General features: G+C 62.7%; 13 protein-coding genes. 10 read left to right on the top strand and 3 right to left on the bottom strand.

Going from position 1 to position 12398, the window contains the following annotated elements; genetic code table 11:
• Positions 1-23 precede the first annotated feature (23 nt).
• Positions 24-1376 carry an MFS transporter gene (locus AQZ50_RS04625; protein ID WP_067743209.1) on the top strand — a complete coding sequence of 451 codons (1353 nt, stop codon included), beginning with the start codon at positions 24-26 and terminating at the stop codon, positions 1374-1376.
• Positions 1377-1435: 59 nt separating this feature from the next.
• Positions 1436-2341, top strand: coding sequence for a glutathione-dependent disulfide-bond oxidoreductase (gene yghU / locus AQZ50_RS04620; protein ID WP_067743857.1), 906 nt, complete (start codon positions 1436-1438; stop codon positions 2339-2341).
• Positions 2342-2382: 41 nt separating this feature from the next.
• On the opposite strand, the gene AQZ50_RS04615 is transcribed toward yghU, so the two are convergent.
• Positions 2383-2880, bottom strand: a complete 498-nt coding sequence (locus AQZ50_RS04615; RefSeq protein ID WP_067743206.1) for a MarR family winged helix-turn-helix transcriptional regulator — start codon at positions 2878-2880, stop codon at positions 2383-2385.
• 205 nt (positions 2881-3085) lie between these two features.
• Between AQZ50_RS04615 and AQZ50_RS04610 the strand changes: the two genes are divergently transcribed.
• From AQZ50_RS04610 to AQZ50_RS04595, 4 genes are all read left to right on the top strand, one after another.
• Positions 3086-4480: a syringate O-demethylase gene (locus AQZ50_RS04610; protein ID WP_067743203.1), complete on the top strand. Its 1395-nt coding sequence runs from the start codon at positions 3086-3088 to the stop codon at positions 4478-4480.
• A gap of 128 nt (positions 4481-4608) precedes the next feature.
• A complete protein-coding gene (locus AQZ50_RS04605) occupies positions 4609-5319 on the top strand; it encodes a nuclear transport factor 2 family protein (protein ID WP_067743201.1) in 711 nt (236 codons plus the stop codon).
• A gap of 66 nt (positions 5320-5385) precedes the next feature.
• Positions 5386-5799, top strand: a complete 414-nt coding sequence (locus AQZ50_RS04600; protein WP_231730108.1) for a nuclear transport factor 2 family protein — start codon at positions 5386-5388, stop codon at positions 5797-5799.
• Between the two features lie 41 nt (positions 5800-5840).
• The gene (locus AQZ50_RS04595; protein ID WP_067743199.1) at positions 5841-6353 is read left to right on the top strand and encodes a DUF3237 domain-containing protein; all 513 of its coding nucleotides are present in this window, start codon (positions 5841-5843) and stop codon (positions 6351-6353) included.
• Between the two features lies 1 nt (position 6354).
• On the opposite strand, the gene AQZ50_RS04590 is transcribed toward AQZ50_RS04595, so the two are convergent.
• Positions 6355-7293, bottom strand: a complete 939-nt coding sequence (locus tag AQZ50_RS04590) for an SDR family oxidoreductase (protein WP_067743851.1) — start codon at positions 7291-7293, stop codon at positions 6355-6357.
• Positions 7290-8750 carry a lignostilbene-alpha,beta-dioxygenase NOV2 gene (locus AQZ50_RS04585; RefSeq protein ID WP_067743196.1) on the bottom strand — a complete coding sequence of 487 codons (1461 nt, stop codon included), beginning with the start codon at positions 8748-8750 and terminating at the stop codon, positions 7290-7292. The genes AQZ50_RS04590 and AQZ50_RS04585 overlap by 4 nt, the downstream gene beginning before the upstream one ends.
• Before the next feature lie 462 nt (positions 8751-9212).
• On the opposite strand from AQZ50_RS04585, the gene AQZ50_RS04580 reads away from it, so the two are divergent.
• From AQZ50_RS04580 to AQZ50_RS04570, 4 genes are all read left to right on the top strand, one after another.
• On the top strand, positions 9213-10655 hold the full coding sequence (locus tag AQZ50_RS04580; RefSeq protein ID WP_067743193.1) for a tyrosine-type recombinase/integrase: 1443 nt from the start codon (positions 9213-9215) through the stop codon (positions 10653-10655).
• Positions 10656-10659: 4 nt separating this feature from the next.
• Complete coding sequence (locus AQZ50_RS04575; RefSeq protein ID WP_156427224.1) at positions 10660-11418, top strand: hypothetical protein; 759 nt, start codon at positions 10660-10662, stop codon at positions 11416-11418.
• A 67-nt stretch (positions 11419-11485) separates the two neighbouring features.
• Complete coding sequence (locus tag AQZ50_RS20335) at positions 11486-11704, top strand: helix-turn-helix transcriptional regulator (RefSeq protein ID WP_156427223.1); 219 nt, start codon at positions 11486-11488, stop codon at positions 11702-11704.
• 3 nt (positions 11705-11707) lie between these two features.
• Positions 11708-12277 (top strand): hypothetical protein, encoded by a 570-nt coding sequence (locus AQZ50_RS04570; RefSeq protein ID WP_156427222.1) that lies wholly within the window; start codon positions 11708-11710, stop codon positions 12275-12277.
• Positions 12278-12398 lie beyond the last annotated feature (121 nt).

Here is a 12398-nt window from a genome sequence, read left to right as displayed (position 1 = left end):
AATAACAATGGGAGAGTACGTCAATGGGTCAGCCAAACGCTGCGGCGTTGATCGAAGAGTCGCCGATGCGTGCGCGGCAATGGCTGGCGGTCGGTGTGACCGTGCTGCTCAACGCGCTCGACGGCTTCGATGTCTTGTCGAGCGCGTTTGCCGGGCCGGGGATAAAGGCGGAATGGCATCTGGGGCCCGACGGGCTCGGGATCGTGCTGTCGATGGAGCTGATCGGCATGGGGGTGGGCTCGGTCGTGCTTGGCGGCATGGCGGACCGTTTCGGGCGACGGCCGGCGATTCTGGCGTGCCTGATGCTGATGGTCGTGGGCATGTTCGGCGCGGCGACGGCGTCTTCGGCGCCAATCCTGTCGGCCTGGCGCGTGCTGACCGGGCTGGGCATCGGCGGGATGCTGGCGGCGGTCAACGCGCTGACTCATGAATTGTCGAATGCGGCACGGCGCAGCTTTGCCATGGCGCTGATGGTGATCGGCTATCCGCTGGGGGCATTTCTGGGCGGACTGGTCGCTTCGGCCCTGCTGGCGCAGCATGGCTGGCGGATTGTGTTCGCGCTGGGCGGAGGGATGACGCTTGCGCTGATCCCGCTGTTTGCGATGCTGGTACCTGAACCGCCCGCGTGGTTGGCGCGGGCCTGCCCGCGCGATGTGCTGGCCCGGATCAACCGTTCGCTGGCTGCGCTTGGCCATCCGCCGGTCGATGTCATGCCCCTGCCGCCCGCCGTGGCGCCGTGTGCAGGGCTCGGCGCGCTGTTTGCCCCCGCGCATCGCCGCGTCACGCTGCTGGTCGCGTTTGCTTATGCGGCGCATGCCATGGCGTTCTATTTCGTGCTGAAAATGGCGCCGGCGATCCTGTCTGACCCGCAATTTGCCGGGCTGCACTATTCGCGTGCCGAAGGTGCGCGGGCGCTGGCGTTTGCCAATCTTGGCGGGGCGATCGGCGGCGGCACGTTCGGCTGGTTGATGCACCGGTTCGGCACGAGGCGGGCGACTCTCGCCGGGCTTGCGCTGTCCTTCGTGATGGTTTCGGCCTTTGGTCTGGGGCAGCCGAGCCTTTCGGCATGGATTGTCGCGGTCGCGTTGATTGCAGCCGTGACCAATGCGACGATTGTCGGGTTCTATGCCGTGTTTGCCAGCCTCTATCCGCCCGAAATCAAGGCGACCGGCACCGGCTTTGCGCTGACCGTCGGGCGTGCGGGCGCGGCGTTGGCGCCGATCCTGTCGGGCACGCTGTTTGCGCATGGCTTGCCGCTCAGCCTTGTCGCGGTGATCATGGCGAGCGGATCGCTGATCGCGCTGGTGCTGTTCATCGGCCTTCCGGCGCGGCGCACCGATGGCCATGCCATCGATATGGCGATGGCCGACTTGTAATGCGCGTGCGTCAAACCATCTGAAGAAAAACCATTTCCTCAAAACTCAAGGATATGATCATGGCCAGTGGTGATCCAGCCGACAACTTGCCTGCGGGTTACGTCCCGCCCGCCGTGTGGACTTGGGACAAACCTTCCGGCGGGGCTTTTGCCGCTATCAACCGCCCGATTTCCGGCGCGACGCATGACAAGGACTTGCCGGTCGGCAAGCACCCCCTGCAACTCTATTCGCTGGGCACGCCCAATGGCGTCAAGGTGACGATCATGCTCGAGGAATTGCTCGAAAAGGGGCATTCGGGTGCGGAATACGATGCCTGGTTGATCAACATCAGTCAGGGTGATCAGTTTTCCAGCGGGTTCGTCGCGATCAATCCCAATTCCAAGATCCCGGCCATGCTCGATCGCTCGATCGATCCGCCGGTGCGCGTGTTCGAATCCGGCTCGATCGTGTTTTACCTGGCGGAAAAGTTCGGTGAATTTCTGCCGACCGAAGTGCACAAGCGTGCCGAAGTGATGAACTGGCTGATGTGGCAGATGGGCAGCGCGCCCTATCTCGGCGGCGGCTTTGGCCATTTCTATGCTTATGCGCCGATCAGGATCGAATATGCGATCAACCGCTTTGCCATGGAAACCAAGCGGCTGCTCCATGTCCTCGATACGCAGCTGGGCAAATGCGAATATGTTGCGGGCGATGATTATACCATTGCCGACATCGCCAATTTCACCTGGTACGGCAACATGGTCGGCGATGCCTACAGCGCGCAGGAATTTCTGTCGGTGCACGAATATGCCAACATCCGCCGCTGGGTCGATCTGGTCGGCGCGCGTCCGGCGGTGCAGCGCGGGCGCATGGTCAATCGCGGTTTTGGCGATCCTGCGGCATGCCTGCGCGAACGCCATGATGCGCGCGATTTCGAGGTGAATACCGAAGAAAAGGTCCAGGCGCGCGGCGGCACGCGGATATGATTGTCGGCGGGAGTTCGGCCTTGGCCGGGCTCCCGCTGCGGTCAGTCGGGCGTGTGGAGCTTTACCCCGACGTGGTGATCGCGGATCCAGGCGATCAGTTGCGCGTTGACCTTGTCGGTCAGGGCGGCAAGCTGCTGGCGCTGGCGCAAGGTCAATGTGCCGATCACGGCCTCGGCCACGACATCGACATAGGGCAAAGTGCGGGCATAGGCATCATGTCCCGAGGCGCTCAGCCGCACGGGCCGCCGCCGCCGGTTGTCGGGATCGACGATATCCTCGATCCAGCCGCGATCGCGCAGGCTGGCGATGGCGCGGCTGACATTCATCGGCGGCAGCCCGGTGATTTCGACAAGATCGTGGCCGGCCAGGTCGCCTTCGCCGGCCAGCGCCATGATCACGCGCAATTCCGTCGCGTTGATCTCTGCGGGCTCGCAGACTCCGTCGCGCATCGGGCCGGAAATAAAGCTGCCGAGCTTGAGCAGGCGAACCAGAAGATCGGCAGGCTGGGGCGCTTCGTGTGGCAACGACGGTTTGGTCATGGGGCAAAAGCTAAGACACAGCCCGGCGCCGCTGACAAGAGGGGCACGCGCGCAAACACGGCGCGCAGCGCACCGTTGCGGGATCGGCCCGCCGCACAGAACCGCGATTTTGACGCTTGCAATTTGTATGTATTGCTAACAAATATGCGGTCAAGCGCAAGCGCCAAACCGGCGCGGCGCATCGGGAAACGGGAGAGAACCGACCATGACCACCAATCTCGAATCAATCCTTGCCGACAATCAGGTCGACACCGTCACCTGGCTGCGCAATCAGCAAGTCGGGCCCAATGCCTATCCCGGCGTTCCGGCCGAATATACCAATTGGCGTGACGAACAGCGCGCGTGGAACGAAACCTGCGTCCTGTTCAACCAGAGCTATCACATGGCCGAACTGATGGTCGAAGGGCCCGGCGCGTTCGATTTTCTGCTTGGCCTGGGTATCAACAGTTTCAAGGGTTTCATCCCCGATCGCGCCAAGCAATATGTGCCGGTCACGCCGTATGGCCATGTCATCGGCGATGTCATCCTGTTCTATCTCGCGCCCGAAAAGTTCAATCTTGTCGGACGCGCGCCTACGCTCAACTGGGTGCTGTTCCATGGGGAAGGGCGCAAGGATGTGACGCTCACCTATGATGAGCGCACGGCAGCGCGGCCCGACAAGGAAAACCGCCGCCATTTCCGCTTTCAGTTGCAAGGCCCCAATGCGGCGGCGGTATTGACCGATGCGCTGGGTGCGCCCGCGCCCGACCTCAAGTTCTTTCATATGACGTGGATCGAGATCGCGGGCAAAAAGGTCCATGCGCTGCGCCACGGCATGGCCGGGCAGCCGGGCTATGAATTGATGGGCCCGTTTGAGGATCATGACGCGATCCATGCCGCGCTCGTCGCAGCCGGGGCAAAGCACGGGCTCAAGCTCGTCGGCGGGCGGACTTATTCGTCCAACACGCTTGAATCGGGGTGGATTCCCTCGCCGCTGCCGGGGATCTATACCGGCGAGCTCAATCGCCCCTATCGCGAATGGCTGTCGGACGACCAGTATGAATCGCGCTGTTCGGTCGGCGGCAGCTATGTGCCCGATAGCGTCGAAGGCTATTACACCACGCCGTGGGATCTGGGCTACGGCGCCTTCGTCAAGTTTGACCACGATTTCATCGGCCGCGAGGCGCTGGAAAAGATCGCCGCAGGGCCGCATCGCAAGAAAGTCACGCTGGCGCTCGATGACGAAGCCGTGACCGAAGCGATCTTTGCCCAGTTCGGCAACGACGGATTGCGCCCCAAGTACATGGAATTCCCCAGCGCGGTTTATTCGATGCACCAGTTCGACCGGGTGGAGCAGAACGGCAAGCTGGTCGGGCTGTCGACCTGGATCGGCTATACCACCAATTACGGCAAGATGATCACGCTTGCCATGGTCGATCCCGACTATGCCGAGCCGGGCACCGAGATCGATCTCGTGTGGGGCGAACCCGATGGCGGCACGTCAAAGCCGACGGTCGAAAAGCACCGCCAGATCACCATTCGCGGCGTCGTCGCGCCGGTGCCCTATTCCGAAGTCGCGCGTACCAGCTATGCGCCGAGCTGGCGTACAAAGCAGGCCTGAATGACGTGCCGTCTTGCCTTGCGGGGCAAGACGGCATAGGCTCCAATAATAACAAATGGTATGGTTATCGAGCCGTGCCAAAACAAATGGGCCAAAAAGGGCCAAAAAGGGCCAAAAAGGGGATGCCAATGACGGACGTGACCGCGCTCGAAGCGCGGATCGCGCGGCTCGAACATGAGCTGGCGATCCAGCAGGACATCGAACAGATCCGCAAGGTGCAATACACTTACGGCTATTTCATCGACAAATCGCAATACAACGAAGTCGTCGACCTGTTTTCCGACGAGGGCGAAGTCTGGTTCCTCGGCGGCATCTATCGCGGCAAGGCCGGGGTGCGGCGGCTCTATATCGAGCGGTTTCAGGGCACGTTTACCCAGGGGCACAATGGCCCGCGCTATGGCTGGCTGCTCGATCATCCGCAATTGCAGATGGTCATCGATGTCGCCCCCGACCGCCGGACGGCGACCGTGCGCGGCCGCTCGATGATGCAGGCGGGCCTGCATGAAAGCGCCGAAGGGGCCCAGCGCGCCTGGTGGGAAGGCGGGATTTATGACAACCGCTATGTGCGCGAAGACGGCGTGTGGAAAATCGCCCGTCTCGGCTATTTTCCGTTCTGGCACGGCACCTTCGCCGATGGCTGGGCAAAGACGCCGATCGACTATATCCCCTTTACCAAGACGCTTTACCCCGAAGATCCGCTCGGCCCCGACGCCTTTGTCGAGCCGACGCCGCGCCTGTGGCCCGCGACCGACATCGTGCCGTTTCCCTATCCGCACCCGGTAACCGGCAAGCCGATCGCCATCGACAACAGCCGCGCGCGCGAGGGTTTCAAGGATTGAACATCAATGGCCCCTCCCCGAGCGGGGAGGGGCGTGCAACGGGCGATGTTTGCAGGGCGGAAAACCATGAATCAGCACATCGAACGCGCGCTTGCCACGCTCATGGCCGAACGGGCGATCGAGCGGCTGATCATCGACTATGCCGCGCGCAACGACGCGGGCGACTGGGATGCGCTCGCGGCGCTGTACCTGCCCGATGGGCGGATGAGCCGACCGACCGCGCCCGACGTGTTCATCGCCGGGCCGGAGGCGATCCTCGCCGCGTTTCGCAGCCGTCCGCCGCGTGTCACGCGCCATATCGTCGCCAATATCCGGGTGACGGTGACGGGCGATACGGCAACCGCGACCAGCCAGATCCTGCTGTTCAACGCCCCCGGCGCGCCGCCGCTGGTGGGCAGTTATCACGACCGTCTGTTGCTGACAGAGGGCGGCTGGCGCTTTGCCGAGCGCGCGGGGAGCCTGGATTTTCCCTTGACCTGAAGCTTTTCCCTTGACCTGAAGCTTTGAGGATTCGTCGCTGCATGACTTATTCCACGCTCGATACCCCGCGCCTTGAATTCATATTCGAATGTCGGCTGATGTTTACCCGGGTCTTTGCCATTCCCGATGTCCACGACGGCGGGTTTCGCTCGGCGGTATTGGTCGATGCGGGGCATTTCGAAGGGCCGGGGCTCGACGGGAAAGGGTTCCGCGGCCGCGCCATTCCCAATTCAGGCGGCGACTATGCCCATTTTCGCGCCGACGATACCGCCGTGTTTGACGCGCGCTATCTGCTCGAAGTCGATGACGGCACAGTGATCTATATGCAGAACCGGGGTTTCCTGTGGGGCCGCGCGCCCGATGCCATGGCGCGGCTGCGCGCCTGGGCTTTCGAGGGCGGGGCGCCGGTCGCGCACGAAGACTATTACTTGCGCGCGCAGCCGACGTTCGAAACGCCAAAGGGGCGCCACGACTGGATGACGCGCCATGTTTTCGTCGGCGTGGGCGAGCGCAAGCCCGACGGCAATTGCGTGCGGTATTATGCCCTGACCTGACCTATGCCCTGACGTGAGCCGCCGCGCGCAGCATCGCGGCATGGGCTTCGATCATGGCGCGCGTGCTGCGGGGCGGGCGCCCGAGCAGGCGCGCGACATCCTGGCTGCAGATCGCCAGATAGCCCTCGCGGATCGCCCGGCCAAATGTCACCATGTCGTCGCTGTTCCACGGAATGGCGCCGACATAGTGATCATCGACCGGGCGGCGCGGAATGCCCATCGCATCGAATATCGCATATTGCGCGGCATCGTCGATCGCCGCGTAGCGCAGCGGTACGCCGGTCACGTCCGCCATGATCGCAGCGACTTCGGCAAAAGTCTGCAGTTCCGGCCCGGTGATGTCATAGCTCTGCCCGGCATGGCCTTCGCCGGTCAGCACGGCAGCGGCGCACAGCGCGCAATCCTCGCGCCAGACCATGGCTTCGCGCCCGTCGCCCGCATTGCTGATCCATTGCCCGCTGGCCATGACGCCGGGCCCGGCCATGACGATCATCGCGTCGGCGTAATGCGCATCGCGCAGCATCGTCCAGTCCAGCCCGCTGGCCTTGATCAGGCGCTCGGTCTCGCTGTGATCGTGGCGCACTTCGGCGGGGTTTGCCGGATCGTCGATGCCGATGAAGCTGGTATAGACGAGATGGCGCACCCCCGCTGCGCGCGCCGCATCGATCGCCGCGCGATGCTGCACCACGCGCGCGCCGACGCGCGTGCCCGAAATCAGCAGCAGGCGATCCGCGCCCGCGAAGGCCGGGCGCAAAGTCTCGGGCCGGTCATAGTCGCCCTGCCGCACGGTGCAGCCCGCCGCGGCATAGTCGGCCAGCCTGTCGGGATTGCGCGTCATCAGGATCAGGTCTTGCGCCCGCCCGGCGGCAATCAGCGCGTCGATGACAATCCGCCCATAATGCCCCGATGCGCCGGTGATCGCGATCCGCTCCATCGTCATGCCGCCCACCAGCCATGGACTTGCGGGCGCAATCGATGCGGCATGGCCACACGCGCAACCGGCCCGGCGGCAAGATCGCCGGCATCGATGATCCAGCATTCGTGGGCAAAGCTGTCGGGCCCGGCCTGATGGTCGACCACGCTCAGCAGCCACCCCTGATGTCCCGGCCTCTTCGAAGGCACATGGACCGGCTCATTGAAGCAACTGCCCATCGGCAAGGCCAGCGCTTGCGGCGGTGCCCCGGTGAAATCGAGCCGCAGCAGCATGTCGAACATTGCCCCGACCGGCCCGCCGGATACCGGGGGGGCGCGCCGTTCGGGGTTCATCGTCAACATCCAGCCATGGCTCTGTTGCCGACCCTGCCGATCGGCGGGAATCACCGGAAAATCGCCCGGCGGGCCGATCACCGTCTCGCTGATGGTATCGCCGGGGCCTTTGGGATCGACGGTCCAGCGCGCCAGCCGCCCGTTGAGATCGCCTTGCGCCATCGCGATCCCCGAAGCCTCGCGGATAAACGGAAAGGCATTTGAATCCGACAGGCACTGGTCGAAATGAATGCGCCCCGCTTCATCCTCAAAGGCGTTCATCATGTGATAGCACGACACGCCCCTGGGGCCGCGAAACCAGCGCATGTCCGATACATCGCCATAGCGGGGCATGACGCCCAGCCAACTGTCGAGATCCTGATGATGCACCCAATGGTCGCCGCCCGCTTTCAACCGGTCGAGATCGGCAGTCGTCGGATAGATCGGAAACAGCGCGTAATTCCGCGTGATCGCGAAATCGTGCATCATCGCGCAATAGGGCGCCTCGAACCACTGTTCGCGCACCAGCTTGCCGGTGCGATCGACGATGAAATAGGAAATCGTCGTGCTGGCCAGCCCCGCCGCTTCATAGCCAAAGGCAAACAATTCGCCGGTTTCGGGATCGATGCGGACATGCGCGGTCATCGTTTCGGAGCGCAGCGCGCCGTCGAAGTCGTATTGGCCAAGCGTTTCGAGCGTAACCGGATCGACGCGATAGGGCCGCCCGTCCTCCTTGGTCATCAACAGGTGCCCGGCGTGCCAGACCGGGGTGGTATTGGCGACGGTGCGGTCGATGCTCTTTGCTTCGGGCCGATCGGTAAAAGGATTGCGATATTTGCCGAACAGCGCGCGACCGGCGGCCTGTTCGGCAAGATGGCGCGCGGTGCCGACATAGCGGATCGCGGTCGAAACCTTGCCCCCGGCAAAACGGATCGCCGAAATCATCCCGTCCGCCGACAGGATCGCGCCTGCATCGCTGACATACGGGGGAAACGCCGGATCGGGCACGGCGCGAAAGAACGTGCCCGCGACATCGTCGGGAATCGTGCCGGTCACGACCAGATCATCGACCGCATACTCGGCGCGCTGCGGAGTGTTGAGCCCGATATAGTTCGGCTCGTGCGGAAAACCGCCGGGATTTGCGTCTGCCATCGATCCTCTCCTTGCGGTCTGTCCGCGAGGGTTCATTTCCCCACGACGCCGCATTTATAACATCTGTTATAATTGTCGGGGATTTTTCGACCCATTGCAAGCCGCAAACGCAAACCGCCCCGCGCGCAAGCGCCGGGGCGGATCAGGGATTTCGTCTGAAGGATCAGGGCCTGCACTCAGGCCGCCGCCATGACCGGAAAACCGAAAGCTTTGCGATCAAAGCGTCATGGCGAAAGTGTCGTGGGGGAAAAGTAAATTGGTCGGGACGAGAGGATTCGAACCTCCGACCCCCACACCCCCAGTGTGAGAAATGCGCTTTTCAGATCATACGCTTAGTCCGTAGGCTAATGAAAAATAGACATTTATGATGTCAGCAATTGCCGGGACGTGCTTACATATGCTATCGCGGTGCTTACATGGTGCTTACACAGCGACCATGTAAGCACCGAAACGAGGCCCCCGATGGCAAAGCGTGTCCTGACAAAAACCGCGATCGATGAACTGCCCGTTACGGGGAAGCAGAGCTTCCTCTGGGACGTCAATCCGCCTGGCTTTGGCGTGCGGATCAGTCCCGCCGGGGTCAAATCCTACATTTACCAATTCCGCATCGGTGGGCGTGCTGGCGAGAACAAGCGGACGACGATCGGCCGCCACGGCGAATTGACCGTGGAACAAGCGCGCAAGCTCGCGCACAGGCTGGCGGAAAGCGTGCGCGGCAAGGTCGACCCGGTGGAGGCAGAGCGCGAGGCGCTGCGCCAGAAGGCCGAACGCAAGGCGACTGAAAAGGAGCTGGCCTTCGACGCCTATAGCGCGACCTACCTGAAGAACCGGGTAAAGCCCGAAGGGCTGGCGTCCTATGGCAACATCGAAATGGTTTTCCGCCTTCACGCGATTCCGGTGCTGAAATCGAAGCCGCTGCCCGCGATCACCAAGCGCGACATGGTGGCAGTGCTCGATAGCATTCCCGCCGAAAGCCTTGCCTTGCGCCGATCGACCTATGCCATCCTGAACCGGTTGATGAACTGGGCAGTTGGCCGCGGCGATTTGCGCGAAAACCCGATGGCCGGAATGAAGCGCCCGCCGGCACCAGATAGCCGCGACCGGGTGCTGGGCGACGATGAGCTTGCTTTGGCGCTGCGAGCCGCGCGCGCAATGGCCATGCCGTTCGGTCCCTTCTATCAGGTCATTTTCGCCACGGGGCAGCGCCGGGACGAGGTTGCCGGTCTGTCATGGGCCGAACTCGATCGGGCCAAGGCGCTTTGGACTTTGCCGGCGAGCCGCACCAAAAACGGCGAAGCGAATCTTGTGCCGCTGAATCGGCACGCCATCGCCGCGCTGGACCAAGCGGCGGCGGCCAGCGTCGCCGCACAAGCCGTCACTGAACTGGAACGGGACGCCAACACGCGCGGGCGCAAAATCCTGCTCACCGAACGCTCAAGGGTTTCGGGTGAGGCTAAGGCAGCCGCGCTGGCGGAATACCTTTCAGGCGCCCGCAAATGGCCAGCCAAGGGCCTTGTCCTGTCGGGCACCGGCGAAACCCCGATCAGCGGCTATTCACGCGCCAAAACCCGATTGGATGCCGATATGCTCGCGCTGGCGCGCAAGGACGCGCAAGCGGCAGGCGATGATCCCGAGGCAGTCGAGCTTGACCCTTGGCGCCTTCATGATGCGCGCCGCACGCTTGCGACCGGCCTGCAACGGCTGGGCGTTCGCTTTGAGGTGACAGAAGCGGTCTTGAATCACACCGCTTGGGCCAGCCGGTCTGGCGTGGCTGCCGTCTACCAGCGCCACGGCTGGGGGCCTGAAAAACGCGCCGCGCTCGATGCCTGGGCCGATCATTGCGACCGTGCGGTTTCGCCGCCGGCCGCCTCTGGCAACGTCGTTGCTATGCGGTTGGGAGTCTGAGGCAATGGCCGAACCCGAACTGTTCTTGATCAGAGGTAAGACGTTTCGCCTTCGCCGGTCTTCGGATAGCCGTTGGTTTGCCGAATGCATCGAGCCGCATTGTTGCCGAGTGGCATTTTTCGACTCCCGACAATCTCTAATCGACCTACTTACCAACGAAGCCTTGGCGGGGGACGAGCCGTTGGAATCCGACGAACAATGGCACGCGCGAGAACTGGTCGAAGCGGCGCAATTTCAAACTCTTCCACCCCTGATGGTGCCATGGGGCACGAAAGACGATTTCCGCATGCTGTGGGCCAAAATCGCGCCGTTGTTCGGGCCAGCGTTCCAAGGCGCAACCCGGCTGGACGATGAAGAGCAGGCCGAAGCTGTGCGGCGCCTGTTTCGGCTAGCCCACCAGCTTGCTTGCGAGGGTGTTCGTACACCGGAAATGGATGAATTCGCGCTTTGGGTAGGGCGCCAAATCTCCGAGGCGCCAGACCCGGAATCCGCACTCGGGTCGCTGATGTCTGTGCCCGGCCGTGGACGGGATGCAACACCCCTTCGGAACGCCGAGGCCGCTGCTCAAGTCGATCTACTCCGAATTGAAGGCAAAGCTGGTAAGCTGGACGATGAAACAGGACGCCCGATAAACAGGGAAAGGGCGGAGCGGATAACTGCCAAAATGTTTGGCGTGTCGCCCGATCGAGTCAGCAACATGGTTGACGATGCCAGAACGCGCCGACGACGCAAAGCCCACGAGATTAACCCCGTTAAAGGCTGAATTAACGGGTGGGACTTTGCTGCCAATTGCAGACATTTACCCGTCACCTGCAACAATAGGTGACGACATGGAAAATCTTGATGGTTTGAAAATTCGATCGGTCCGGGAAGCTGCTGAGCTTTGCGGACTTTCGGTGTCCCGAATGAATCGCTTTCGTTGCGAGGGGGACGGGCCAAAATATTGCCAGCTTGGCACCGGCAAGCGCGCGCGCATCGGCTATCGCCTTATTGATCTGGAATCATGGCTCGAAAGCCGGGTGCGCAGCCACACCGGGCAGGGGGGCTAAGCCATGAGCCTGCATCCCTTCACTGTGCGGCATCCGGCAGGACATGACGTTTCGCTAACTCCGATCCTGATCGCGGGGACGCCAAAAGCGCCAGCATGGCTTTTTCTGGCGCCTGTTCAAGCGCCGACACTTTCGCCCCGCGAATTGTTTGCCGCGTCGCTGCGCTTGCTTGGAGAGGCCGTGGTCCTGGCCAATCGCTACGCGGTTTATCATTCTGATTATGAAGCGGAGAAGGCTGCTTGCTGCCCTGCGCGCCGTTTCGGCCGCGATCTGTGCGCGCGAGGGCAGCATATCGGCGTGCCGCCTCCTGTCGAAGTGCTGCGGCGGGACGGCTGGCCGATTTATGAAGTCTTTCAAGCGACCTACCGCCCCGATTGGCTGGCACACGACATAAGAGGCTTTGCACTCGCAGGCGGGGAGCCTGGCGGGCAACTCGCTGCCGTCGCCCATGCGCACATTGTCCGGCTGGGCGCGAAAGCAACACAAAGCCCCGTGGATGCCGGGCTTTGGCCATCGGAGGCCTGCGGCAAGTTTCGTGCGCGCCAGCGGCCGACGGAACGGTTCCCAGACTGATCTTTACAACGGAAAGGCGCCGCACCGGGCAAGGTGCGGCGCCCTGAAAAGGTATTTCAGCTTATGCCAAATTTAGCACCCCCGCCGACGGCGGGCAACGGCTCGCCGTCACTTGACGCTC

Source organism: Novosphingobium sp. Fuku2-ISO-50, from assembly GCF_001519055.1.
Classification (GTDB): domain Bacteria; phylum Pseudomonadota; class Alphaproteobacteria; order Sphingomonadales; family Sphingomonadaceae; genus Novosphingobium.
The sequence above is the reverse complement of the archived record's forward strand: the minus strand, read 5'-3'. Positions and strand labels throughout refer to the sequence as shown.